Origin of the sequence: Porphyrobacter sp. HT-58-2 (genome assembly GCF_002952215.1) — a bacterium.
In the GTDB taxonomy this organism is placed as follows: Bacteria; Pseudomonadota; Alphaproteobacteria; order Sphingomonadales; family Sphingomonadaceae; genus Erythrobacter.
Genome location: NZ_CP022600.1, coordinates 1613652 through 1638116 on the forward strand (window position 1 = coordinate 1613652; position 24465 = coordinate 1638116).

Consider the following 24465-nt stretch of genomic DNA (forward strand, 5'->3'; position numbering starts at 1 on the left):
CGGCCGTCAGGCGCTCGCGAGGTTGGCGAGGATGCTTTCGAACAGTCGGCGCCCGTCTGCGCCGCCCAGTGCAGCAACTGCGGCGGGTTCGATCGCGCGTTCCGGGTGCGGCATCATGCCCAGCACCCTGCCGTTGTCACTCAGTACACCAGCAATGTCGCGGGCCGAGCCGTTGACGGCCTCGGCATAGCGGAATGCAACCCGACCTTCGCCTTCGAGCCGGTCGAGCGTTTCGGTATCGGCGTAATAATTGCCATCATGATGAGCGACCGGAATGCGGATCGTCTCACCGACAGTATAGCCGCTGGTGAACAGCGACGCGGTATTCTCTACCGTCATTGCGACCGTGCGGCAGATGAAGCGCTGTCCGGCATTGCGCAGCAGCGCACCGGGCAGCAGGCGCGCCTCGGTCAGCACCTGAAAGCCGTTGCATACGCCCAGCACCGGCACGCCGCGCTCCGCTGCTGCAATCACCGCGCGCATGATCGGGCTGGTTGCCGCCATCGCGCCTGAACGCAGATAGTCGCCATAGGAAAAGCCGCCGGGCAGTGCGATCAGGTCAAGCCTTTCGGGCAGGTCGGCATCGCCATGCCACACGCGAAGTGCCGGTTGGCCTGACACGGCCTCCAACGCGCTTGCCATGTCCCGGTCGCAGTTGGAGCCCGGGAAGGTGATCACCGCCGCCCGGAACGTCATTATGCAATGCTCTCGATCGAGAAGCTTTCGATCACCGTGTTGGCGAGCAGCTTTTCACACATCGCCTTGACCGTGTCGTGATCGGTGCCGTCTGCCAGATCGAGTTCGATCAAGCGTCCGATGCGGACATCTTCGACCCCGCCGAAGCCGAGACCTTCCAGCGCATGATGCACAGCGCGCCCCTGCGGGTCGAGCACGCCGGGCTTCAGTCGGACGAGGACGCGCACTTGCATGGCCTGATGCTCCATTATGACCGGGTGCCGGCGCGGTGCGCCGATTCACGCGCCGCTATAGCGTCCCGGCGGGCCGGTGCAATCGCGCTGATGCGGCTAATTCACCGCATCGCAGCATCCTTTCACGGCGCGGATGCGGTTCCGGGGCATTCTTGCTGTTCGCCTGCTGAGCGGTCGCGGGCTGGCACGACACGGATTTCGACGGCCATCGCCGGATCCAGATATTGCAGCGCTGCGGCTCGGATGTCCTCAGGCTGGACCGCGCCGACAAGTTCCGGGATACGCAGCCAGCGATCGATCTGGCCGGGCTCGGACTGCGCCTGACCGGCAAGCCGCATCCAACCGCCCAGATCCTTGAGCGCATTGTTGTAACCATCGAGCACCGGTTTGCGGGCGCGTTCGAGCAGATCGGCGCTGGGCCCGACTTCGCGCAGATCGGCAAGTAGCCCGAGCACTGCCGTCCGGGCCGCCTCGATCTCGTTCACGTCGATCGAAGCAAGGATCGCGAAGGTGCCATAGCCGGGGTAGATGCTGCTGGTCGCACTGCTGGCCGAGGGCGAATAGGCCTGACCCAGCTCCTCGCGCAGCCGGTCGGTCAGTTCGAGCCGGACGACCCTTGCAAGCAGCGAGAGACGAATATCCTCTGCCTGATCTTCGTCATCAGTGGTCGGCCAGATGAAACGCAGTTGCGCCTGATCGGCCTCGCCCTCGTGTTCGATAACGGCAAGGCCGCGCTTTGGCGTGAAACTGCGCTGGCGTGCGTCCTCGCGCGGGCGGAATTCGGCCTCGCGCGCGGGCAGGGCGCCCAGCGTTGCCGCAACGGCCGCAATGGCAGCATCCTCGTCCAGATCTCCCACCATCGCCACCTCGATCGCGCCGGTCGCCAGCCGGTCGCTGATCGCGGCTTTGAGGCCATCGTAATCGAGCGCCATATAAGCCTCCTGCGATTGCAGCGAGAAGCGCGGGTCGCCATCTGAAAGCAGCGCGCCTGCGGCAGCGCCATAGGCCCGTGCCGGGGTCGATTTCAGAGTGCGAAAGAAATTGTCGATGCCCTTGCGGAACTGTTCAACCCCCTCGCTGCGATAGCCAGGGTCGGTCAGAAGGGCGGCAATCACCTGCATCTGCAATTCCAGATCCCGCGGCGTTGTCGTCCCGCCCATGGCGAAGGCGTCGGTCTGGCTGCTGAGCCCGAAGGCGACGCTGCGCCCGGCAAGGACGGTCTGGAGCTGATCGAGATCGTGGCGGCCCAGCCCGCCCGCCGCGAGCGAATCCGCCAGATATACCCTGAGCGGGTCGTCGCGGGTCGCCAATAGCGAGCCGCCATCCACCCGCACCAGCACCTGAATGCGATCCTTGCGCACATCGGTGCGCTTGAGATTGAGCCGAACGCCGTTGGCAAAGCGGATACGGCGAATGCCGAACCGGTCTTCCCTGCTGTCCTCGATGACAGCACCCGGCGCGCCAAAATCGTCATAGCCGAAGACAGCCGGGCCATCGCGTGTCGGCGCTTCGATGGGCAGGGCCAGTCCTTCGCCAAAGGCGCTGCGAAGCGCCGCCTCGCCGCCTTCGGGAGCGGTGCGTCCGGTGAAGCGGATCAACGGATCTTCGAGCGGAGCGGCATCGTCCAGCAAGGCCTGCCACACCGCCTGCGGGGTGATTGCAGCCGCGCTGCGTTCGAATTCCGCGAGCTGCCATTCGGGGGTCGTCGGCACCTGATCATCGCTGACCAGCGCCAGTGCGCCCCCCATGAATACCGAGTGTCCGCGGGTGTCGGCAGCCTTGGCCGCATTTTCGAGAGCAGTGCGGATATTGGCAATTTGTTCGTCGACCTCGGCCTGCGTAAAGCCGTAAGTCAGCGCCTGATTTACCTCGCGTACAGCGGCCAGCATGCCCTTTTTCCACTCTCCATCGACGCTGGAGATCGTGAGGCTGGTGATCCGCGCGTCCTCGAACAGGTCGCCCGAACCGAAGCTGGCGGCGCGAAACGGTGCATCGGCCATCCGAGCGAGGCGTGCGAGACGGCGGCCAATGATCGCATAGCCGATCGCGCGCAGACGGGCCGCCCGGCGATTGGCCAGCGTGTCGGGTTCGTCGCGCCATTGGGCGAGACGGCTTATGGTGACACTTTCTGACAAGGCCGGGTCGAGATAGATGTCGGTCAATCCCCTGGCGGAAACATCGATCGGGCCGGTGACTGGTTTCAATGGTGCCGGTGCGGCCTGCCAATCGGCAAAGCGGGTGCGGATAGCCGCTTCGACCAGCTCCACCGGATAGTCGCCGATCACCACCAGCACCGTGTTCGCAGGCACATAGGTGCGCTCGTAAAGTGCGCGGATCTGTGCTGCATCGGCGGTTTCAAGCACTTCGATCGTGCCGATCGGAAACCGCTCCGCATAACGCGCGCCGGGTGCAAGGAAGGCGATATTGTCTTCGAAGTTGCGCTGCTGAAAGCCAGCCCGGTCGCGCCGTTCAGCGAGGATCACGCCCCGCTCCCGGGCAACGGCTTCGTCGGAGATGGTGAGTTCGCTCGCCGTCTCGCGCATCAGCATCAGCGCCGTTCCCAGCAGCGCTTCGTCATTGCGTGGCAGGTTGAGCATGTAGGTGATCGCCTCGAAGCCGGTCGAGGCGTTGGTGTCCGCTCCGAAAGCCAGCCCCTCGCGTTCGAGCAGCTTGATCATCTCGCCTTCGGGAACCCCCTTCGATCCGTTGAAGGCCATATGTTCGAGATAGTGCGAAAGGCCGCGTTCGCTGTCGGTCTCCTCCAGCGATCCCGACGCAATCCGCATCCTTACCAGCGCCGTGCCTTCCGGCGTTGCATTGCGGCGGATGATGTAGCGCATCCCGTTGTCGAGGCAGCCAAAGATATAGCCGGTGTCGAGCGGTACATCGCTAGCCTCGAAGGCCCAGACCGGCGCTGTTGCTTCCTCCGGGGCGCGGGCGGCGGCTCCAGCTGTGTCCTGCGCCGCAAGGGCTGAAGGCAGCGACAGCGCAGACAGCGCCAGCAGCACAGCTGCGGCCGAGGGGTGTTTCCGAATGAAAATGGAAAGCTCTTTCGAAATCTGGACGCTCAGCCGGAAACTAACGTCTCGCGCCTGCGTGTCACCCCTTTCTTGGGAGCCTTACTTCTTCAGCGGCGGCGGGCCGCGCAGGCGGCTGCGGGCGTGCGACAGGTCGAACACCTCGCCCGGGCCATTGTCCTCGCCATTGAGCAGGCCGAGACGGCGCGCAACTTCGCGATAGGCCTCCTCTTCGCCGCCCAGATCGCGGCGGAAGCGGTCCTTGTCGAGCTTTTCGCCCGTCGCCATGTCCCACAGGCGGCAGCCATCGGGGCTGATCTCGTCCGCGAGGATCACGCGGCTGTAATCGCCATCATAGAGTCGCCCGAATTCGAGCTTGAAGTCGATCAGGCGGATGTCGATCGCGGCAAACATCCCGCACAGGAAATCATTGATGCGGATCGCCATCGAGGAAATGTCGTGCATCTCCTCATGGCTGCACCAGTTGAAGCAGGCGATGTGTTCTTCGGCCACCAGCGGATCGCCGAGCGCATCATCCTTGTAGTAATATTCGATCAGCGTGTGCGGCAGCGGCTCGCCTTCCTCGATCCCGAGGCGCTTGCTGATCGAGCCGGCGGCGACATTGCGCACCACCACTTCCAAGGGGATGATGTCGACCTGCCGCACCAATTGCTCGCGCATGTTGAGGCGGCGAATGAAGTGGGTGGGGATGCCGATATGCCCGAGGCGCGTGAAGACGTGCTCGCTGATACGGTTGTTGATCACGCCCTTGCCGTTGATCGTGCCCTTCTTCTCGGCGTTGAAGGCGGTCGCGTCATCCTTGAAATACTGGATCAGCGTGCCGGGCTCGGGCCCTTCGTAGAGGATCTTGGCCTTGCCTTCGTAAATCTTGGTACGGCGGGACATTGGCAGTTTCCCTTTGGCCTGATGGCCCTTTTCAGCGAATGGTGCCCGAGGGCGGATTTGAACCACCGACACGCGGATTTTCAATCCGCTGCTCTACCCCTGAGCTACTCGGGCATTCGCTGCGAGCGACGGGCTTGGAGGGCCCGGCGAGCAAATGAGAGCGGCCCTATGGCGAAGGCTTTGGGGCTTGGCAAGGGGGTTTTGCGTGCTGGCTTCAATCCTGCTCGCGCCATTGCTCGGATGCGAGCGTTTCCGGGTCGGCAGGTGGGCCCGGCACAGCATAGGAATCCGAGAACCAGCGCGCCAGATCGCGGTCACGGCAGCGCGCCGAACAGAACGGGCTATGCTCGGCCCTTCTGGGCTTGCGGCAGATCGGGCAGGGCTTTTGGACAGATGTATTCATGCTGAGAGAAGTTGGGCATTTGCTGCCTCGATGGCAAGCGTTGGATCGATAACGATCTCCAGCACCCGCCCTGTGCGCCGCTCCAGCTCTTCAAACCACGCCGCCTTTAGTTTTGCCTTGAGTGCAGGATGCAGTGTCAGCTGGATCACGCGCCCGGCGCTGCCAGCTTCTGCTGCCAGCTCCGCCTGCCGCAGCGCCATGCGTGCCGCCATGCCGAGACGGTGATGCGCGAATCGGTGGAGCAGCGAAGGCCCTTCCAACCGAGCCACCAGCTGGACAAAGCCGAAGCCGTTCATGGCCGTTCTTTCATGCGGCCAGCCTGCCAGCGCCGCCTCCAGCGCATCATCAACCGCGCGTCGATCAGCTTTGGCGGCGAGCGTTGGAAAGTCGATGCCGATATTCCCCCCGATCCCGAACCAAGCGAGCGCGCAGGCGATCGTCGGCACTGCTGCCAGCGCCACATCACGCGGCGCGCCGATCCCGTCGACGTCGATCACTGTCATCGCCGGAGTGACACTGACCAGCACCTCGCCGCCCGGAAAATCGAGACTGGCGCTTGATGCGGCGTGCCATACTTCCTCCCACAGACCGGCCGGAAAGCGGCGGACGATGCTGCCGGACGACCATAAAGGCGCGGCAGGACCGGCATCGATGCCTGTGATTCGCACTTGCGCCCGCTTGAAGCGCCCACGCTCGGAGATACTGGCGCGGGTTACAACAAAATCGAGCAACTGGCCTTCCGTCACCTGCGCAGGCAATTGATCGACCAGCGTCTCAGTACCGTCTTCCAGCAGCGCCACGCCGCGCCGCGTGCCTTTGAGTTTTGCGGTCAGCTTGCCGGTGCACCGTGTTCCGACAGCAAGCTCACCGGGCCATGCCACATGTGCGGCCAGCACCCGTTCGCCTTCGACCAGCAAGGCGCGGGTTTCGCCGATGCCCTGTTCGATCAGCCACTCAGCCGCTGCGCTAACCAATGCGGAACCCCGCTGCCTTCAGCAAGGTGCGCGCCTCGTAAAGCGGCAAGCCCATCACGCCCGAATGGCTGCCGTGGATCCATTCGATCAGGCCCTCGGCCGCACCCTGTATGGCATAGCCGCCCGCCTTGCCGCGCCACTCATCGCTGGCGAGATAGGCCGAGATTTCCGCACTAGAAAGCCGTTTGAAGCGCACCACCGTCTCGCTCAGCCGTTCGCGGCAGGTGCCGTCAGGCGCGCGCAGGACGACGCTGGAGAGCACCTGATGCCGCCTGCCGCTCATCAGTTCGAGGCAGGCGCGAGCCTCGGCCTCGCTTTCCGTTTTGGGCAGAATGCGCCGACCCACCGCCACGACGGTATCACCCGCCAGTACATGGCCGGGAGCGTCCACGGCCATCGCTTTCTCGCGCCCCATGCGCAGGGCATAGGCGCGGGGCAGCTCGCCCTTGAGCGGGGTCTCATCGATATCGGCGGGGGTAACGGAATCAGGAACGAGACCCATCCGCGCGAGCAGTTCCCGCCGCCGGGGTGAGGCCGATGCCAGTGTCAGATGAAGAGGCGCGCCCATCAGCGGCGCTGCCCGTTATTGCGGGCCGGGGCCGCCGCGACCCGGCATGAAGCGGTAGGTGATGCGCGCTTTGGTGAGATCGTAAGGCGTGAGCTCACACAGCACTTCATCGCCGACCAGCACGCGGATGCGGTTCTTGCGCATCTTGCCCGCCGTGTGGCCGAGCACTTCATGGCCATTTTCAAGCTCCACCCGGAACATCGCATTGGGCAGCAGCTCAACCACGCGCCCGCGCATTTCGAGGAGTTCTTCCTTGGCCATGTAATTCCTTTTTATTTCCTTTGCGGCGCACAATACGCCCGTCGATGTGCGGCAGCGCTTTAGCGATGCGGGAACCAAAAGGGAAGGCTCGTGCGTTAGGGGTGCAATCTGCGGGTTTTTGCAGGTTCTGTTCAGGAGGCAACGGGCACTCCTCTGACAAGAATCGGCACAACAAACAGGCCCGATCAGGAGCGGTAAAAAGCCGCCCTGCCGTTCGAACCGCTTTCAAAGGGACACCATGAACCTCTCTTCGCTTTACCGCGCCAGCCTGCGGGCTGGCACTTGTGCTTTCAGCCTTGTTGTTGCCGTGCCGCTGGCCGCAGGGACCGGCGCGGCGCCTGGCGCTGCTGCTCAGCCCCAGCCCGAGCCTGTCGCGCAGAGCGAGGAGGACGAGCCCGAAAGCGCCAGCGGTACCGCGGCTTCGGCGAGCGATGAAATCGTGGTGCGTGCAGGGCGGTTGCGGGGACAATTGATCGTCGATCAGGCGCCGCTGTTGCAGCTTGATGAGACGGCCATCGCATCGGAAGGCGTGACATCCATCACTGATCTCATCGCCCAGATCAGCGCCCGCACGGGTTCCGCGCGCGGACGCGGGGGTGGCGATCGCCCTGTTATCCTTGTGAATGGCATCCGCATCGGCTCCTTCCGCGAATTCGCCAACTACCCGCCCGAAGCCCTCGCGCGGGTCGAGGTGTTCCCTGAAGAAGTCGCCCAGCGGTTCGGCTTTCCGCCCGATCGCCGTGTGATCAACCTGATCCTCAAGGACAATTATTCGAACCGCCAGCTCGATCTCGAATTCGAGGCGCCCTCGCGCGGGGGGTACACCCGCAACGAGCAGCAGCTCGGCGTCCTCAAGATCGCCGACGGCGGACGAATCAACGCCAATATCCAGGTGCAGGACACCACCCTGCTGACCGAGGCCGAGCGCAACATTCCTCAGGCCGCCGGTTCGGTCTCGCAGGTGGCTGGCGACCCTGACCAGGCGCGTTTCCGCAGTCTGCTTGCCGATACCTTCGATCTTGAGGGCAACCTGTCCTGGGCCAAGGCGTTGATCGACAGCGGCACGTCGCTGAGCGCGAACCTCAATTACGCCCGCAGCGAAAGCCGCAGCCTCGATGGTCTGAACACAGTTGTCTTGCGGGACGATCCGCTCGCCGAGGGTGTGCTGCGGACCTTTGGGGCCGATACGCCGCTGGCACGGCGGACCTCCAGCGATACCATTTCGACTGCTGGATCAGTGACCAAACCGGTCAATCGCTACCGAATGACCACGACCTTCGACGGATCGCTGGCCGAGACCGAGACAGAGATCGACCGGCGCCTGAGCCCGGCGCAGATTGCCGCGCTCGAAGACGCGGCGCTGGCTGGAACTCTAGCAGTGGATGGGCCGCTGCCGACCGCGGCGGGCAACGGCTTTGATGTCGCGCGCAGCCGGGTGATCACCGGTAGCTCGCTGACAACGCTTGACGGGCCGGTGGCCCTGCTGCCGGGCGGGGAAGTGCTCGCGACCTTTGATATCGGGGTCGACTGGCAGCGGATCGAAAGCGGCGACACCCGGTCGGCGCAGGATGTGACGCTGACGCGCCGTCAGCTGTCGACGGGGGCCAATCTTGTGGTTCCGATCACCAGCCGCCGCGAAGGTTTTGCCGACGCGCTCGGCACCTTCACGCTTAATCTCCAGGTCGGCGCGCAAGACTTCAGCGATTTCGGCGTACTGGGTGACTGGAACGCGGGCCTGACCTGGGCGCCGTTCGACAATCTCGATCTTTCCGCGACCTATATCTGGCGGGAAGTCGCGCCGGGTCTGGCGACGCTCGGGAACCCCCAGATCGTCAATCTGAACGTGCCTGTATTCGATTTCGTGCGGGGCGAGACGGTGCTGGCCGATGTCACCACCGGCGGCAATCCCGATCTCCCGGCTGAAACCCAGCGCGACTGGAAATTCGCCGCGAACTGGCAGCTGCCGTTCTGGGACAACACCCGGCTGACAGTGGAATATATCCGCAATCGCTCGGACAATGTGGTCAGCGCCTTCCCGCAGATCACGCCCGAAATCGAGGCGGCTTTTCCAGGACGCGTAACGCGTGATGCGGACGGGCGTCTGGTCGCGATTGACCGGCGCGCGGTGAGCTTTGCCGAGACCCGTGCCGACAGGGTGCAGTTCACCTTCTCGACCAATGGCAGCATTGGCGCGCCTGCTGGCGGGCAAGGCGGCCCGTTTGGCGGCGGCGGTCGTCCCGGTGGGCGCGGCGGCGCACCGGCTGGCGCGGCTGCACCTTCGGGCGCTGCGCCTCAGGCCGGTAGCGGTGGCGGCGGATTTGGCGGCGCACCGAGCGCGGAACAGCGCGAGCGGTTCATGGCATTCCGCACGCGCCTTTGCGCCGATGATGGTCTCACCTTCCTCGAAAGGCTCGTGGCCGCCATCGAAAACGGCGAGGATATCTCGGCCGAGTTTCCCGGGATCGACGCTGCACGTCTGGCACCGATGATGTCGCAGTTGCGGGGCGGCGACGGCAAGGTTGACCCTGCGCGGCTGGCGCAGTTCCGCACGCGCATCTGCAGTTTCGATCCGGCGATGATGGGCGGCGGTCGCGGTGCTCCGGCAGGCGGTGACGGCGCTCCCGGAGGCGCTCCTGCTGCCGGCTCACCCCAGATGGCTGCCTTCCGCGCCCGTGCGTGCGGCCCGGACGGCACGACCGCAATTGCCGAACTTGTCGGCAAGATCGAGCGTGGCGAGGACGTTTCTGCCGAACTCCCCGGCGTCGATCCGGCGTTCATCAAAATGGCGCTCGACCGTTCGCGCGGGCCTGATGGCACGATTTCGCCCGAGGCGCTGGCACAGTTCCAGCAGCGTTTCTGCGCGATGGCGCCTGCTGGGGGTGGTGCTGCACCTGGAGCAGCGGGCGGTGGCGGCGCACCTGCGGGCGGGCCGGCGTTCAACCCGCTGGCGGGTGGACGCAATTTCCAGGGCTGGCGTTACTTCTTCAACCTCACCCACACCATCGAGCTCGACAACCAGATCCTGATCGCCCCCGGCCTCCAGCCGCTCGACCAGCTGGACGGGCAGGCGACCGGTGCCTTCGGCTTGCCGCGCCACTCCAGCCGCCTTGAAGCGGGCCTGTTCGGTAAGGGCATGGGCTTCCGCCTGTCGGGTATCTACACGGGAGAAACCCGGCTCGATGGTTCGGGTCTGCCGGGCAGCACCGATCTGTTCTTCGACGACATCGTGACCTTCAACCTGCGCGTCTTCGCCAACATGGGCGAAGTGACGGGCAAGAACGAGGGGCTGTGGAAGGATCTGCGGCTGTCGCTGGTGGCGGACAACCTGTTCGACGCGCAGCGCCGGGTGCGTGACAGCAACGGCCTCACGCCGGTCAATTATCAGCCCTTCGTGATCGATCCGCTGGGGCTTTACCTCGGTATCGACATCAGAAAGCTGTTCTAACGCCGGTTCTGGGTGAGCGCTTCTGCGCAGGCATGGCCGCTCGCCCAGGCCCACTGGAAGTTGTATCCGCCGAGCCAGCCGGTCACGTCGACCGCTTCGCCGATGGCATAGAGGCCCGGCACCCTGGCGGCCTCCAATGTGCGGCTGGAAAGCTCCGCAGTGGAGATGCCCCCGGCGGTGACTTCGGCCTTGGCATAGCCCTCGGTGCCATTGGGGGCAAAGCGCCAGTCGGCGAGCTTTGCCTGCGCGGCGCGCAGGTCCTTGTCAGAGAGGTTGCCGAGTTCTCGATCCAGCGAGAGCCTGTCTGCCAGCGCATCGGCGAGACGATCTGGCAGGCGTTCGCGCAGCAAGGTGCGAAGATGCGCGCGCGGACGGTCGCGCTTGGCTTCCAGCAGCCAGTCGCTCGCTGCATCGGGCAGGAAGGTGATGCCGACCGGCTCTCCATGCCGCCAGTAACTCGACACTTGCAGGATGGCCGGGCCGGACAGGCCCTTGTGGGTGAACAGCGCGGCCTCGGCGAATTCCGCCTTTCCGGCGCGGGCCAGCACCGGGGCGGCGACGCCGGACAGCTCGCGGAACAGCGCCTCCTCGCCCCCCAGTGTCAGCGGCACGAGGGCAGGGCGGGGCTCTACCACTTTCAGTCCGAATTGCCTTGCGAGGCGATAAGCAAAGTCGCTCGCACCCATCTTGGGGATGGAGGGGCCTCCGGTGGCGATCACCAGCGCAGGGGCCTGCCAATCGCGGCCATCGGCGGCAGTGACGGTAAACATCCCGTCCGCGCTGCGCGCCACTTCGGCAATCTCCACACCGCAGGTCAGCGTCACCCGATCCGGCGGGCATTCTTCGAGCAGCATCGCCACGATCTGCTTGGCCGAACCGTCGCAGAACAGCTGGCCCAAGGTCTTCTCATGCCACGCGATCCCGTGCCGCTCGACCAAGGCGATGAAATCTGCGGGCGTGTGGCGGGCGAGCGCGCTCTTGGCGAAATGCGGATTGGCCGAGAGGTAATTCGCCGGTCCCGCGCCAAGATTGGTGAAGTTGCACCGCCCACCGCCCGAGATCAGGATTTTCTTTCCCGGCGCCTCTGCCTTCTCCAGCAGCGCCACGTTAAGCCCGCGCTGCCCCGCCTGTCCCGCACAGAACAGCCCGGCCGCGCCTGCGCCGAGGATGATGACGTCGCTCGTTTCCACGAACCTGCCGATAGGGGGCCGCGCGGGAATTGCCAATCGCGCCCTTCCATCCCTATTGGACGGGCATGGCCCGAACCCCGGCAGGCACCCCTCACGATCCGCGCGGCGCGGAACGCTTCAACGAGGAGCGCGCCGCCTATACCGTTGCGTCTGCCCAGCCCGATCTGGAGGGCGGGGTGCAGGCGATCCGCGACACGGTGAAGGTGCTGAAGCCGGTGCCGGGCGTCTACCGCATGCTCGATGCGCGCGGCGAGGTGCTCTATGTCGGCAAGGCGCGCTCGCTGAAGGCGCGGGTGGCGAACTACACCCAGATCGCGCAGCTATCGGGGCGGCTCCAGCGCATGGTCAGCCAGACCCGCGCGATGGAAATCGTCATCACCAATTCCGAGGCCGAGGCGCTGCTGCTGGAAGCGCAGCTGATCAAGCGGTTCCGCCCGCCTTTCAACGTGCTGCTGCGCGACGACAAGAGCTTCCCCTTCATCCTGCTGCGCGCCGATCACGCCTTCCCGCGTATCCAGAAGCACCGCGGGGCGCGGCGGGCGAAGGGCAATTACTACGGGCCGTTCGCCAGCGCGGGGAGCGTCAACACGACGCTCAACGCGCTGCAGAAGCTGTTCCTGCTGCGCTCCTGCACTGACAGTTTCTTCAACAACCGCGACCGACCCTGCCTGCTCTATCAGATCAAGCGGTGTTCGGCGCCCTGCGTGGGGCGGATCGACGAGGCGGGCTATGATGCGCTGGTGCGGCAGGCGAAGGATTTCCTGTCGGGCAAGTCGGGCGCGGTGCAGGCCGATCTCGAGCGGCAGATGGCCGACGCGGCGGAGAACCTCGATTTCGAGACCGCGGCGATGCTGCGCGACCGGCTGCGTGCGGCGACCTTCATTCAGGGCTCGCAGGCGATCAATGCGCAGGGTCTGGGCGATGCCGATGTCTTCGCGCTGGCGGCCAAGAACGGGCAGATGAGCGTCCAGTCCTTCTTCATCCGCGGCGGGCAGAACTGGGGCCACCGCGCGCTCTTCCCGCGCCACACGGCGGATGTCGACGAGGCGCAGGTGCTCGCCGACGTGATGCTGCAATTCTACGAGGAAGTGCCGCCGCCGCCGACCATTCTGGTCGACCGCGAGCTGCCCGAAAGCGCGCTGATCGAAGCGGCCTTGTCCGAGCTGGTGGGGCGCAAGGTGCGGCTCTCCGTCCCCGAGCGCGGCGACCGGCGCAAGCTGATGGCGCAGGCGCAGAGGAACGCGGTCGAGGCGCTTGAACGGCGGCTGGCCGAGACCGGCACCAAGGCCCGGCTCAACCGCGAGCTGGCCGAGTTTCTGGAACTCGACGCGCCCCCGCAGCGGATTGAGGTTTACGACAACAGCCACATTCAAGGCGCCAAGGCGGTCGGAGCGATGGTGGTCGCCGGGCCGGAGGGCTTCGAGAAGGGGCAATACCGCAAGTTCAACATCCGCGAGGCGCAATCGAACGACGATTTCGCGATGATGCGCGAGGTCATGGCGCGGCGGTTCAGGGCTTGGGCGGATGAGGATTCCGTTCGTGTCGAGCGCAGTCGAGACACCGATGCGCCCGAAGGGTCTCTCGACTTCGCTCGAGACGAACGGAAAGGTGGCCATGAAACCATCCTCCCCGACCTGATCCTGATCGACGGCGGCAAGGGCCAGCTATCCAGCGTCATGGCGGTGCTGGAGGAGATCGGTATCGCTGACGATGTCGCGGTGATCGGCATCGCCAAGGGACCGCATCACGGGCGCGAGGGGCGGGAGGTGTTCCACTTCCCTGACGGGCGCGAGAAGGTGCTCCCCGTCAATTCGCCGCTGCTGTTCCACTTGCAGAACCTGCGCGACGAAGTGCACCGCTATGTCATCGGCGCGCACCGGGCCAAGCGATCGAAGGCGATCACCGCGAGCCCGCTCGACGAGATCCCCGGCATCGGCCCTGCGAGGAAGCGCGCGCTGCTGTTGCACTTCGGCACCGCCAGCAAGGTCCGCGCTGCGGCGCTCGAAGACCTGCAACGCGCCCCTGGCGTCAGCGCGACAGTCGCGCGCAAGGTCTATGATTTCTATCACACGGGCGGCTAGGGTGGGTGCATGATCCTGCCCGATGCCTCCATTACCATCGAACGCCTTGGCCGCGAGGGCGAGCCTCTGGTGATCATCGACAATTTCACCGGCCAGCCCGAACGGCTGCGCCAGATGGGCATGGCGGCGCAATATCATCCTGCCGGGGTCGATTATCCCGGCATTCGTGCGCTGGCCGATCCGGCCTATCTCGATCTGCGGCGCGAGCTGATGATGCAGGTCATGTCCCGGGTGTTCGGGCTGACCCGCGGGGTGCATTGCGAGATCGCCGCCTTCTCGCTGGTGACGCTCGCTCCTGAGCAGCTTTCGCCGCGCCAGCGCATTCCGCACCACGATCATTCGGACGCCGGGCGGGTGGCGATCATGCACTATCTCGATGGGCCGGAGAGCGGCGGCACCGCGTTCTACCGCCACCGCCGCACCGGGTTCGAGGCGATTACTCCGGCGCGCGAGGCAGCCTTTGCCGCCGCACTGGCGGAGGACGAACGTGAATATGGGCCGCCGCCGCCGGGTTATCCGATGGGGAACAGCGCCGCCTATGAACAGATTGGTGCGGTTGAAGCGCGGCCCGACCGGCTGGCGCTGTATCGCGGGCGTCAGCTCCATTCGGGGATCATCCCCGATCCCGCCGCACTGTCTGAGGATCCCGCCGCCGGACGGCTGACGGTCAACATGTTCCTTTACGGCAGCTGAGGGGCAGGCCCGGCGAGGCCTACCCCTGAACCTTCGCGATTACTGCCCGTCGAGCGCCTTGCTCACCAGCACGTTGACCGAGACGCGGCGGTTCTGCGCGCGGCCGGCGGCGGTGGTGTTGTCGGCGGCCGGATCGGCGGTCGCCATGCCGGTGGGGGTGAGCATGCGATAGGGCTTCCACTTGCACACCTGCTGCAAATGGTTGACCACGGCTGCTGCGCGCTTTTCCGACAGCGCCTGATTGACTTCGGGCGAGCCGGTGGAGTCGGTGTAGCCCAGCACCAGCATCAGCGAATTCTCATTCGCGTTGGCAGCCTGCGCGGCGGAGCACAATTCGGCCTTGGCGCCGGGCGTCAGCACGGCCTTGCCGGTGTCGAAATAGACGTTGGTGGTGCTCTTGAGGTTGTACTTGTCGATATCGCCGAGACGCCCGCGCAGGGCTTCGGTGGCGGCGGCGTTCTGCTTGATTGCCGCGCCCTGTTCGCCGAACTGCTGCTGGGTGCCTCCGCGGATCATCGCTGCGATCTGGCGGTCATCGCTGGTGAAGCGCACCTCGCTGGCGACAAGCCCGCCGCCATATTGCATGGTCTTAACGATCACCGGCAGGCCATTGATGAGCGCACTCTGATCGAAAGTCTTGTTGCCGATGCCGAGAAACCCGCCGCGGGTGCGGATTTCCGTGTCCGGGTGCAGCGTGATGGCAGTGGTGGTGCCATCATCGGCCGTTACCTGAATACGCTGACCCTGCCGGGCCGAAATGATGCCGGTGACCTTCGGCCCTTCGTTCATCTCGACCATCGGCGGCAGATTGCCGTAGACGGTGGTGAGCACCTCGCCTCCTTCATCGGGACGGGCAGTGATCTGGGCCGAAAGGCCGGAGGCGGCAAGGCAGCTGCCGGCCAGAGCGAGCAACGCAAGCTTGCGCGACATGGATCTTATGGTCTTCACGGGGGTATTCCTTTTGTTTGCGGGCCAGCGATCCCGGAGTGGTCGGCCCTTGTTTGGTGTCGTGCGTGACGGTTGGGTGTTCATCAACACCTTGCTCGCAAATGAACAAGCCTTCTGGATTGACCCCGGGAGGGGGCAACCGGGGGCGAGGATACGACGAGTTGAGCCTGCCCGTTGCCTGTCAGGCCAACGCAAAACGCCGTGCATGGAAGGCCGCATCCTTGCGCAGCTGATCATGCTCAACCCACACAGAGTGCGTTCCCGAACAGATCTTGTGCGGCAGGGCAAGGCGGCAGATCGGGCCTTTGGTAACGTCCGATGCATCGAGGATCGCGCATTGCGAGGTACCGGTGTTTTCGTCGATCAGGAAAGTGATGAGATAGCCCGAATCCTCAGCCGAACCGCCCTTGCGCGGGATCATCGGGCTTTCGCTGGCATAGACCCCTTCGGGCAGGCGGTAGACCTGTTCCTCACCGGTCTGCGTGTCGTGGCGAACATAACCGTTGAACAGGAACCAGCCGGGCCGGGTGGTGGTGGACCAGACATAACGGCTCTTGCGCATCGCGAAGGCCGGATTGATCATCCCGAATTCGACGATCCGCTCGCTCAGGCGTTCCTCGCGGGTTTCGCCGGTTTTCAGGTTGAAGCGCCAGCGGTGCAGGCGGCTCTGGAAAGAGTGTTCGTCGACATAGGCCATCATGTGGCTGTAGCGGCCCATTTCTTCCAGCGGATCGGGCATGGGCTTGGCCTGATGATAGCCTTCGAGGATCACCTCGTCGCCTTCTTCCCATGCATTGGTCCAGTGCAGGACATAGGTGGGCGCGGCTTCGAACCAGCGGATATCCTCCGGCTGGCCGCGACGAGGAATCAGGGCAAAGCGGGTGGGGACGCCTTCGTGCAACCGCGCGGCGTGGATGTTCCGGTCAAGCAGCTCCTCGTCCCAGAACAGCGGCATGTCGTTGAGGATCGACCAGTTCTTGGTGATCGCCATATCATGCGGCAGGCGCGGCCCCGGCAGCGGGACGGGAACATAATGCACCAGCACGCCGGTGCGATCGACCACGCCGTAATGCATGAAGGGCGGATGCTTTGAATAGTTGAAGAACATCAGCTCACCGGTCGCCTCGTCGACCTTGGGGTGGGCCGAGATGCCGTCCAATGGCACCCACGGTGCCTTGCCGCGACTGGCGAGCGTGACCGGATCCAGCATCCACGCCTCGCCGCACTGGTAGAGCGTGGCATAGGCCGTGCCAGCATGGACGATGATGTCGGTGGAGCCGGTATCCTTCAGCCCGCCATGCGCGCCAAAGCCGGGGCGCTTCGAGGTTCCCCACGGATCCATCAGCCCGCCCCATAGCGATTGCCCCGCGATCTGCTCCGCCTCGAAGCAATGGGTGCGCACGAAGCGGTTGCGATAGCTTGCCTTGCCGCCGCTGATATTGACCTGATGGATCATCGAATCGCCATCAAACGGATGGTGGCGGCCGAGCGGCTGATGCACCTGGTTTTCGGTGTTGCGCAGATAGATGCCATCGATGTCCGCGGGGATCGCGCCTTCGATCACCGGCAGCTGCGCGACGTCGACTTCCTCATGCAGCGGAGTCCAGGGCCCGGTCAGATAGGGGTGGTTCGACGGTTCCAGCGTGGTCTTGACCGGTGGATGGCGCGTGATCTGCATGATGTCCTCTCCCAAGTGCCAAGACTAGCAATGGGCGGGAGGCTTGCAAGCTGGTATGAAGCGCAAGGGCGCCTCGCTGGAAATTTGATCCCGATCAAGGCAGCTCCGCCCAACGGGTCGATAATGGGTTCCATCAATGGGAGACACGCCATGAAATCGATTCTGCTGCACATCGACCACGACAGCGCGATGAAAGCCCGTTTGCAGGTCGCGCTCGATATTGCGCGGGCCACCAATGGCCACATCACCTGCTTGCAGGCGGTCAGTTATGAAGTCTTCGCGCCGGGGGATTTCTATGGTTCGGCGATTGCTGCGGCGATGCCGGTGATCAAGGAGAACGCCGAGAAACTGCGCAGCCAGATCGAAAGCGAACTCGATCACGAAGGCGTGCCATGGGACTGGCGGTTCGTATACGGGATTGCCCCGCATCGCTTGCTTGAAGCATCGCCGCTTGCCGATCTGGTGATCGTCGGCCCGGCCGAAGCGGGCGAAAGTGGGCGGGGGCCATCGGCGCTGGTGGGTGATCTGGTGCTCAAGGCGCCAGTGCCGGTGCTGGTGGTACCGGGCGAGACGGCGAGCCTTGATGTCAGCGCGCCGATGATGGTCGCGTGGAACGGTTCTGCCGAAGCGGCCCATGCACTGCGCGCGGCGGTGCCGCTGCTGGCCTGTTCGTGCAAGGTGACGCTGGTGAGCATTGCCGAGGAAAGCGACAAGCCGCGCTATGATTTCCCCGCCACCGACGGAGCGCGCTATCTCAGCCGTCACGGGATCGATTGCGAGATGGTCGAGATTCCGCGTGGTGAAGCAAAGATCGCGGATACGCTGTTTTCGGCGGCGCAGTTGCGCGAATGTTCGCTGATGGTGATGGGCGCCTATGGCCATTCGCGCCTTGCGGAGATGCTGCTCGGCGGGGTCACGCGCCGGATGCTGAGCGATCCGCAGATGCCGATTCTGCTCGCGCATTAAGCCTTGGTTTGGACGACCTTACGTAACGTAAGGTTTTAATGTGGCTTGCAAAAATGGGCCAATCTCGCCATCCCTCCTTCCGATTGGAAAACCATTTGGGGGGAATGAATGATGCTTCGATTTGGCTTGGCAGGCGTTATGGCGGCGGCGGTTCTGAGCCTTGCGGCGGCGACACCCGCGTAGGCGCAGGGTTCCATGAATACCATCAAGAAGCCGTCATCCAATTCAGGCTGCCCGACGGGCTGGCGCGATCGTCCGAAGGACGTCAGCATGACCAAGGCGGGCTATGACACCTGCTATCCCGACAAAGGTGCCAAGAAGGCTTATGTCAGAAAGACCCAGAGCGAGGCCTGCGCGCCCGGTTACATCGGGAGCGGAGCCTATTACTGCGTTGAGGGCAGCGTTACCTACACGGCCTCCACCGCAGGCGCGCTGATCAAGGCCAATCCGCTGGATCGTTGCCCGGTTGGCTATTTCACTGTCCCCAGCGATGGCAATGCCTGCACCTCCACTGCGGCCAATCCGCCCAAGGTGCGGCGCAAGGGCGATGGTGAATGCGGTCCGGACGAGATTGACGACTGGGGCCTGTATTGCGTCTCGGATTATGGCCAGTTGACCCGCAAGGACGCGGCCAAGGGCTATCCCGATTACAACGCGATCTATCAGAACTCCTACCGCCTGACTGGCAAGCAGCAAGGCGCACGCCAGGCCGATCTGCCCGAGGGCAAGGAATATACGCCCGCCTATTTCACAATCTTCGGCCGGGTTGATCGCGATGGCAATCCCATCCCCGGCAGCGGCGCTCAGGCCGCAACGAGCGTGGTGGGCGCGGCGGCCAACCCTGCCTCGGCAGCCGAGGCAGCGGTCAAGCAATGCGTTCCCAAGCCCAAGAAGAAGAAGGGCCTCGGCGGGCTGCTCAAGGAAGCGGCATCCGAATTGGGCGTGCCGACCGGCGAAGGCTGCTAGGCTTGGTGCAAGAAGGGGGTGATGAGGGCCGCTATTTGCGCCGCCGCATCATCCCTTCCTGCGCGACGCTGGCGACCAGCTCGCCCGCCTGATTGAAGATCCGCCCGCGATTGAAGCCGCGCCCGCCGCCGCTCCACGGCGCATCGGTGGCGTAGAGCAGCCATTCATCCGCGCGTGCATCCCTGTGAAACCACAGCGCGTGGTCGAGGCTCGCGCCGACCAGTTCGTTGCGCATCCAGCTCAGGCCGTGCGGCAGCGCGCTGGTGCCGAGCAGGGTGTAGTCGCTGGCATAGGTGATGATCGCGCGGTGAAGTTCGGGCGTATCGGCCTCGCCAGTGATCGGCGCCACCACCCGGAACCAGGTATGCGCGCGCGCGGCGGCTGCGGATCGCGGCTCATCCAGTGCAACCGGTCAATGGTGCGCATCTCGATCGGGCGCGGACGGAGCATCAGGCGGCGCTGCTGTTCGCTGAGGCGTTCGCCCCATTGTTCGGCCAGCTCGCGGCGCACCTCCATGTCGGGACGCAGATCCTCCGGCCCGGCCACAAGCGGCATGGGCGAATCGATATGTTCAAGGCCTTCTTCCGGCAGCTGGAAACTGGCTGTGAGGTTGAGGATCGGCACCGGCGTCCCGTCCTCGCCTTCCTGCGAGGCGACCACCCGGCGGTTGGCGAAGCTGCGTCCGTCGAAGTCGCGTTCGATCCGATATTCGATGGGAGAACCCTCGCGCCCCCCGCGCAGGAAATAGGCGTGGAGCGAATGGGCGCACTTGCCATCGGTCACGCTCGCCTGCGCCGCCTGCAAGGCCTGCGCCAGCACCTGCCCGCCGAACACGCGCCCGATCCCGTCGGCTTGCGGCGGCCCGGCATAGACATCGGCGGCGCGCTTTTCGACTGTCAGCAGGCGTACAAGGCCTGCGACCAACTGTTCGGGACTAGGTGTGTCGCTCATGGCACGCGGCCATGCGGCGCTGTCAGTTTCCGGTCAACCCCAGCTTGCGCATGATGCGGAAGGCATAGGCCTTGGCATAGTTCTGCTGCGGGAAGCGACAGGGCGCGACGGGCCGGAAGCCTTTCTCGCGCAGGATCGCGTTCATGATCCGCGCATCGCTTTCGCGATAGCTCCATTCCGAACGCCAGGTGATCGAGAGCGAGACCGACGGGGCGGGGCCGTTCTTCACGAAATGCGGCGCCATCACGGGGACGAACAGTGCCTCTCCGGGGGAGAGGGGAAATTCGGTGCCGTGGACGAGAAAGCTGTCGTCCCACTTCAATTCGCGCGGGCCGCCCGAATGGTAGGTCTCATGCGCCTCGTCCGGCACAAAGCGCGTGTCGCCTGCCGGGAACTGGGTCATGACCTTGGAGCCTCTGATCTGGAGCAGGATATTGTGTTCCGGATCAAAGTGATAGGGCGTGACCGAATTGGGCGAGGAGACGAAGATGAACCCCTGCGGCGTCAGCATCGCGCCGGTCGCGGCTTCGATTTCCGGGCGGATTTCCTCCAGCAGGCCCAGCAGCAGGTCTTCGTAGGCTGGCACCTGTTCGATGTTCTTGAGCACCGCCCAGCTTTCCGCCTCGGCGACTTTGCGGATCGTCTCGGCGATGGTCATGCCGTTGGAGCCGGGCTTGCCGTCCACCCCGATCGGCAGATCGCCACGGTTGTATTCGACGCTGGTGATGGGAAGCTTTTCGGCGAGGGCAGCCAGAGCCTCGATCTCAAGCAGCGGGTGGCTGGTGAGGCTGTGTGTCAGGATGTGGGGCTGTTCGGGGTAATGCGCGGCAAAGCGGCTTCGGGCAGCAGCGTCAAAGACGGTTGCAGGCAGGGCGTCGGTGAAGCGGGCAGGGGCGTTCATGCGGTTGTCTCTTGGGATTTGCGGGGGCGAGTCTCATAGGCCATCAGCAGGCGGAAGGCGGCGCGCCTGGGCCATCCGCCGATGGCAATGTTGCGGCTGACCATGCGGCGCCCGTCGCGCCACAGGCGTTCGATCATCGGGTGGCCCTCGACCGCGCAGCTATCGGCCCATTGCACATCGGGCCGTTCCAGCAGCGCGAGGTTTTCGAGCTGCAGCAGCATCCCCGGAGAGAAGCGGGCGTAATCCTCGTCGAAGGCGGTCTTGAAGCTGTAGGCGCCCGGCGGCGTGATGAAATTGACCAGCATGGCGATGGCGCGGCCATCAAGCCGCAGGGCCAATCGTTCGAGCCGACCGGCCTCCGGCGCGCCCGCCAGCGTTTGTTCGAACAAGGCGCGTGTTTCCGGTGCGCTGGCAAGCGCGGAGCGGGCTTTGCCCTTCCACCCTGCCGCTTCGAGCGCGAGGAATTCAGCCGTCCAATCAGCAAGGCCAACGGTTCCCTCGAGCCTCTCGAAGGTGAGCGTGCCTGCCTCTGTCAGCCGGTTGTGCTGGCGGCGCAGTTCCTTGCGCTTCTTCGCGCTCATTGCCGCTTCGAGATAGGTGACCGCAGTGCTGCTGCCCGTCAGGAAGGCGCGGTTTTCCTCGGCGACGGTGTAATGGGCGCGGCGGCGCGCCGCGAGCACCTGTTCGAGCGCTGCATTGACCGGGCCATCAGCCGGAATCAGCGGCAGGTGCCAGAACAGCGCGCGGCGCGGGCGGCGATCGAAATGGGCGAGCAGGTCGCGCCAGAACGCCTGTTCATGTCCGGCAGAGACCAGCGGCACGCCGCAAAAGGCATTGGCATGGAGCCAGCCTTTCGCATGGGTGATGATGTGGCTGTAATAGTCGGCGCTGCGCACCACCGGCAGCAACCCGGCCAGCCGCCCTTCGTGGAACCACGCCTTGACCAGCACCCGTTCGGCCGCGCCCCATTGGTCGAGCGAGGGGATCAGGAACCACGGTTCGAAGAAGGGATTGGGTTCGGCGGCGTTGCGCACAAGCCGACCCCATGCAGCCAGAAAGGCTGGCTGACGCAGGTCGTCAACGGTCAGGAACCGCAGCTCGCCATGAGGCAGAGCCGTGGGGGGATAGCCCTTGGTACCAGTGCGAAAACTGTCCGCACGCGCCATGTCCATCGCGGTCTATCCCGTTCAGGCGCAGCCCTCCGCACCTTCCGGTATCTGCAATACTGCATGGTTTTTAAGAAATCCTCAGCGCCAGAGGCTCGTGTCCGGTTTGGGGACAGCGGTTCGGGCAAAGATAAACCCCGCCGGAATTGCTCCCGGCGGGGTTGAGGATTGTCACCACAGAGTTGAAACGTTACGCCGCCCCGTGCGCCAACGCTGCGAGCAGCAGCAGCGCGACGATATTGGTGATCTTGATCATCGGGTTGACCGCCGGACCGGCGGTATCCTTGTAGGGATCGCCGACCGTGTCGCCCGTCACCGCGGCCTTGTGGGCTTCAGAGCCCTTGCCGCCGTGGTTGCCGTCCTCGATGTACTTCTTGGCGTTGTCCCACGCCCCGCCGCCTGCGGTCATGGACAGGGCCACGAACAGCCCGCCCACGATCACGCCGAGCAGCAGCGCACCGAGCGCCGCAAAGCCGTTGTCCTGCCCGGCGATGCCGGTGATGACGAAGTAGACCACCACCGGCGCCAGCACTGGCAGCAGCGAGGGGATGATCATCTCCTTGATCGCCGCCTTGGTGACGAGGTCGACGGTGCGGGCATAGTCGGGCTTGGAAGTGCCTTCCATGATGCCCGGGTTGGTGCGGAACTGCTCGCGCACGTCCACCACCACGTCGCCCGCCGCACGGCCGACCGCGGTCATGCCCATCGCCCCGAACAGGTAGGGCAGCAGCGCCCCCAGCAGCAGGCCAACGATCACGAACGGGTTTTCGAGGCTGAAGTCCACCTCGACATTCGGGAAGAACGTCCGAAGGTCGGTGGTGTAGGCGGCAAACAGCACCAGCGCGCCGAGGCCCGCCGAACCGATCGCATAGCCCTTGGTCACCGCCTTGGTGGTGTTGCCCACCGCGTCGAGCAGGTCGGTCTTCTCGCGCACGCTATCGTCCAACCCCGACATCTCGGCGATCCCGCCGGCGTTGTCGGTGACCGGGCCATAGGCGTCGAGCGCCACGACCATCCCCGCCAGCGCCAGCATGGAGGTCGCCGCATAGGCGATCCCCATCAGCCCGGCGAGGCCATAGGCGATGATGATGCCCGCCACGATCACCAGCGTCGGCAGCGCGGTCGCCTCGAGGCTGATCGCGAGGCCCTGGATCACGTTGGTGCCGTGGCCGGTTTCCGAGGCCTTGGCGATCGAGCGCACCGGGCGGTACTTGGTGCCGGTGTAATACTCGGTGATCCAGATGATGAGGCCGGTGATGGCGAGGCCAAGCAGGGCGCAAAGGAACAAGTCCATGCCGGTAAAGCCGAGTGTGACGTCGCTCTGGGTGATGGCGGTGCCTGTCTCCGAATCGAAGGTTTCGGTGACGGTCAGCGTGTTGTCGCCGATCCTGGCGCTCATGTCGCCGAGCGCATATTGCATCACGCCATAGATCGCCGGGATCGAGGTCACGGCGGTGACGATGAAGCCCTTGTACATGGCCCCCATCACATTGGTCCCGCCGCCGAGGCGCACGAAATAGGTGCCGAGGATCGAGGTGACGATGCACACGCCCCCGATCAGGAGCGGAAGCGCCATCATTGGCAGCAGCAGATCGCCGAGGCCGGTCAGCAACAGCGCGGTCAGCACCATGGTCGCGCCAACGGTGACGACGTAGGTCTCGAATAGGTCGGCCGCCATGCCCGCGCAGTCGCCGACATTGTCGCCGACATTGTCCGCGATCACGGCGGGGTTGCGCGGATCATCCTCGGGGATGCCCGCTTCCACCTTGCCGACAAGGTCCGCGCCGACGTCCGCCGCCTTGGTGAAGATCCCGCCGCCCAGACGCGCAAAGATCGAGATCAGCGATGCCCCGAAGGCAAGGCCCACCAGCCCGTCAATGACGGCGCGGCTCGACGGGGTCAGCCCCATCGGCCCGATCATCGCGGCAAAGAACACCGCAATCGCCAGAAGCGCAAGGCCCGCGACCAGCATGCCGGTGATCGCGCCCGCGCGGAAGGCGAGGGTGAGGCCCGCCTGAAGCCCTTGGCTTGCGGCTTCCGCCGTGCGCACGTTGGACCGCACCGAAATATTCATGCCGATATAGCCCGCCACGCCCGAAAGCACCGCGCCGGTGACAAAGCCGATCACGGCGGTCGTCCCCAGCGCAAAGGCGACGATCGCCGCAACGACGACGCCGACGATTGCGATGGTGGTGTATTGGCGGTTGAGGTAGGCCTGTGCGCCTTCCTGAATCGCGGCGGCAATTTCCTGCATCCGCGCGTTGCCGGCGCTGGCACTCAGCACCTGCGAGCTGGTGACGATGCCATAGACAATGGCAAGCACCCCCAGCCCAATCGAAATGAGCAATAGATTCACGAGCAATCCCCTCTCGTTATTTTATGATCTTCCGTGAAGAAGACATGCGCCTCGTTTGATCCCGCG

At 64.7% G+C, this 24465-nt stretch carries 19 protein-coding genes, 1 tRNA gene and 1 pseudogene; 5 read left to right on the forward strand and 16 right to left on the reverse strand.

The window, feature by feature from the left end:
* Positions 1-6: 6 nt before the first annotated feature.
* The 9 genes from purQ to infA all read right to left on the reverse strand — a co-directional run bounded on the left by purQ (position 7) and on the right by infA (position 7058).
* Positions 7-696 carry a phosphoribosylformylglycinamidine synthase subunit PurQ gene (gene purQ, locus CHX26_RS07620; protein ID WP_104941852.1) on the reverse strand — a complete coding sequence of 230 codons (690 nt, stop codon included), beginning with the start codon at positions 694-696 and terminating at the stop codon, positions 7-9.
* The gene (gene purS, locus CHX26_RS07625; RefSeq protein WP_104943332.1) at positions 696-929 is read right to left on the reverse strand and encodes a phosphoribosylformylglycinamidine synthase subunit PurS; all 234 of its coding nucleotides are present in this window, start codon (positions 927-929) and stop codon (positions 696-698) included. The genes purQ and purS overlap by 1 nt, the downstream gene beginning before the upstream one ends.
* A 122-nt stretch (positions 930-1051) precedes the next feature.
* On the reverse strand, positions 1052-3937 hold the full coding sequence (locus CHX26_RS07630) for a M16 family metallopeptidase (RefSeq protein ID WP_233997328.1): 2886 nt from the start codon (positions 3935-3937) through the stop codon (positions 1052-1054).
* 111 nt (positions 3938-4048) lie between these two features.
* Positions 4049-4852, reverse strand: coding sequence for a phosphoribosylaminoimidazolesuccinocarboxamide synthase (gene purC, locus CHX26_RS07635; RefSeq protein WP_104941854.1), 804 nt, complete (start codon positions 4850-4852; stop codon positions 4049-4051).
* 39 nt (positions 4853-4891) lie between these two features.
* Positions 4892-4966 (reverse strand) — tRNA-Phe (locus tag CHX26_RS07640).
* 100 nt (positions 4967-5066) lie between these two features.
* Positions 5067-5255: a DNA gyrase inhibitor YacG gene (yacG, locus tag CHX26_RS07645; protein ID WP_104941855.1), complete on the reverse strand. Its 189-nt coding sequence runs from the start codon at positions 5253-5255 to the stop codon at positions 5067-5069.
* Positions 5252-6229, reverse strand: coding sequence for a ribonuclease (locus CHX26_RS07650; RefSeq protein ID WP_104941856.1), 978 nt, complete (start codon positions 6227-6229; stop codon positions 5252-5254). Before CHX26_RS07650 ends, yacG begins: the two co-directional genes overlap by 4 nt.
* Complete coding sequence (locus CHX26_RS07655) at positions 6222-6797, reverse strand: Maf family protein (RefSeq protein WP_104941857.1); 576 nt, start codon at positions 6795-6797, stop codon at positions 6222-6224. The genes CHX26_RS07650 and CHX26_RS07655 overlap by 8 nt, the downstream gene beginning before the upstream one ends.
* 15 nt (positions 6798-6812) lie before the next feature.
* Entirely contained in the window at positions 6813-7058 is a 246-nt protein-coding gene (gene infA / locus CHX26_RS07660) for a translation initiation factor IF-1 (protein ID WP_007163491.1), read from the reverse strand.
* Positions 7059-7296: 238 nt separating this feature from the next.
* Here infA and CHX26_RS07665 point away from each other — a divergent pair, with 238 nt between their 5' ends.
* The gene (locus CHX26_RS07665) at positions 7297-10503 is read left to right on the forward strand and encodes a hypothetical protein (protein WP_104941858.1); all 3207 of its coding nucleotides are present in this window, start codon (positions 7297-7299) and stop codon (positions 10501-10503) included.
* Here the strand turns inward: CHX26_RS07665 and CHX26_RS07670 are convergent.
* Positions 10500-11693 carry an NAD(P)/FAD-dependent oxidoreductase gene (locus tag CHX26_RS07670; protein WP_104941859.1) on the reverse strand — a complete coding sequence of 398 codons (1194 nt, stop codon included), beginning with the start codon at positions 11691-11693 and terminating at the stop codon, positions 10500-10502. The genes CHX26_RS07665 and CHX26_RS07670 overlap by 4 nt on opposite strands.
* A gap of 65 nt (positions 11694-11758) precedes the next feature.
* Between CHX26_RS07670 and uvrC the strand changes: the two genes are divergently transcribed.
* Positions 11759-13774 carry an excinuclease ABC subunit UvrC gene (gene uvrC / locus CHX26_RS07675; protein ID WP_104941860.1) on the forward strand — a complete coding sequence of 672 codons (2016 nt, stop codon included), beginning with the start codon at positions 11759-11761 and terminating at the stop codon, positions 13772-13774.
* Between the two features lie 9 nt (positions 13775-13783).
* Positions 13784-14467, forward strand: coding sequence for a DUF6445 family protein (locus CHX26_RS07680; protein ID WP_104941861.1), 684 nt, complete (start codon positions 13784-13786; stop codon positions 14465-14467).
* Between the two features lie 39 nt (positions 14468-14506).
* Here CHX26_RS07680 and CHX26_RS07685 read toward each other — a convergent pair whose 3' ends face one another.
* On the reverse strand, positions 14507-15397 hold the full coding sequence (locus CHX26_RS07685) for an OmpA family protein (RefSeq protein ID WP_104941862.1): 891 nt from the start codon (positions 15395-15397) through the stop codon (positions 14507-14509).
* Between the two features lie 199 nt (positions 15398-15596).
* Positions 15597-17093, reverse strand: a complete 1497-nt coding sequence (locus tag CHX26_RS07690; protein ID WP_104941863.1) for a carotenoid oxygenase family protein — start codon at positions 17091-17093, stop codon at positions 15597-15599.
* A 150-nt stretch (positions 17094-17243) separates the two neighbouring features.
* Between CHX26_RS07690 and CHX26_RS07695 the strand changes: the two genes are divergently transcribed.
* Both CHX26_RS07695 and CHX26_RS07700 read left to right on the forward strand, forming a co-directional pair.
* Positions 17244-18059: a universal stress protein gene (locus tag CHX26_RS07695; RefSeq protein WP_104943333.1), complete on the forward strand. Its 816-nt coding sequence runs from the start codon at positions 17244-17246 to the stop codon at positions 18057-18059.
* A 195-nt stretch (positions 18060-18254) separates the two neighbouring features.
* A complete protein-coding gene (locus CHX26_RS07700; RefSeq protein ID WP_104941864.1) occupies positions 18255-19025 on the forward strand; it encodes a hypothetical protein in 771 nt (256 codons plus the stop codon).
* 31 nt (positions 19026-19056) lie between these two features.
* On the opposite strand, the pseudogene CHX26_RS07705 reads toward CHX26_RS07700, so the two are convergent.
* The 4 genes and pseudogenes from CHX26_RS07705 to CHX26_RS07720 form a co-directional block, all read right to left on the reverse strand.
* Positions 19057-19976: pseudogene (locus CHX26_RS07705) on the reverse strand (acyl-CoA thioesterase).
* Positions 19977-19998: 22 nt separating this feature from the next.
* Positions 19999-20877 (reverse strand): cupin-like domain-containing protein, encoded by an 879-nt coding sequence (locus tag CHX26_RS07710; protein ID WP_104941865.1) that lies wholly within the window; start codon positions 20875-20877, stop codon positions 19999-20001.
* Entirely contained in the window at positions 20874-22049 is a 1176-nt protein-coding gene (locus CHX26_RS07715; protein WP_233997330.1) for a GNAT family N-acetyltransferase, read from the reverse strand. The genes CHX26_RS07710 and CHX26_RS07715 overlap by 4 nt, the downstream gene beginning before the upstream one ends.
* A gap of 184 nt (positions 22050-22233) precedes the next feature.
* Positions 22234-24399 carry a sodium-translocating pyrophosphatase gene (locus tag CHX26_RS07720; RefSeq protein ID WP_104941866.1) on the reverse strand — a complete coding sequence of 722 codons (2166 nt, stop codon included), beginning with the start codon at positions 24397-24399 and terminating at the stop codon, positions 22234-22236.
* Between the last annotated feature and the right edge of the window lie 66 nt (positions 24400-24465).

What these genes read in the sequence shown, in the direction of transcription:
- purQ (WP_104941852.1), bottom strand. Translation starts at nt 696, where the DNA reads ATGACGTTCCGGGCGGCGGTGATCACCTTCCCGGGCTCCAACTGCGAC.
- purS (WP_104943332.1), bottom strand. Translation starts at nt 929, where the DNA reads ATGCAAGTGCGCGTCCTCGTCCGACTGAAGCCCGGCGTGCTCGACCCG.
- purC (WP_104941854.1), bottom strand. Translation starts at nt 4,852, where the DNA reads ATGTCCCGCCGTACCAAGATTTACGAAGGCAAGGCCAAGATCCTCTAC.
- yacG (WP_104941855.1), bottom strand. Translation starts at nt 5,255, where the DNA reads ATGAATACATCTGTCCAAAAGCCCTGCCCGATCTGCCGCAAGCCCAGA.
- CHX26_RS07655 (WP_104941857.1), bottom strand. Translation starts at nt 6,797, where the DNA reads ATGGGCGCGCCTCTTCATCTGACACTGGCATCGGCCTCACCCCGGCGG.
- infA (WP_007163491.1), bottom strand. Translation starts at nt 7,058, where the DNA reads ATGGCCAAGGAAGAACTCCTCGAAATGCGCGGGCGCGTGGTTGAGCTG.
- CHX26_RS07665 (WP_104941858.1), top strand. Translation starts at nt 7,297, where the DNA reads ATGAACCTCTCTTCGCTTTACCGCGCCAGCCTGCGGGCTGGCACTTGT.
- uvrC (WP_104941860.1), top strand. Translation starts at nt 11,759, where the DNA reads ATGGCCCGAACCCCGGCAGGCACCCCTCACGATCCGCGCGGCGCGGAA.
- CHX26_RS07680 (WP_104941861.1), top strand. Translation starts at nt 13,784, where the DNA reads ATGATCCTGCCCGATGCCTCCATTACCATCGAACGCCTTGGCCGCGAG.
- CHX26_RS07685 (WP_104941862.1), bottom strand. Translation starts at nt 15,397, where the DNA reads ATGTCGCGCAAGCTTGCGTTGCTCGCTCTGGCCGGCAGCTGCCTTGCC.
- CHX26_RS07690 (WP_104941863.1), bottom strand. Translation starts at nt 17,093, where the DNA reads ATGCAGATCACGCGCCATCCACCGGTCAAGACCACGCTGGAACCGTCG.
- CHX26_RS07695 (WP_104943333.1), top strand. Translation starts at nt 17,244, where the DNA reads ATGAAATCGATTCTGCTGCACATCGACCACGACAGCGCGATGAAAGCC.
- CHX26_RS07700 (WP_104941864.1), top strand. Translation starts at nt 18,255, where the DNA reads ATGAATACCATCAAGAAGCCGTCATCCAATTCAGGCTGCCCGACGGGC.
- CHX26_RS07710 (WP_104941865.1), bottom strand. Translation starts at nt 20,877, where the DNA reads ATGAACGCCCCTGCCCGCTTCACCGACGCCCTGCCTGCAACCGTCTTT.
- CHX26_RS07715 (WP_233997330.1), bottom strand. Translation starts at nt 22,049, where the DNA reads ATGGACATGGCGCGTGCGGACAGTTTTCGCACTGGTACCAAGGGCTAT.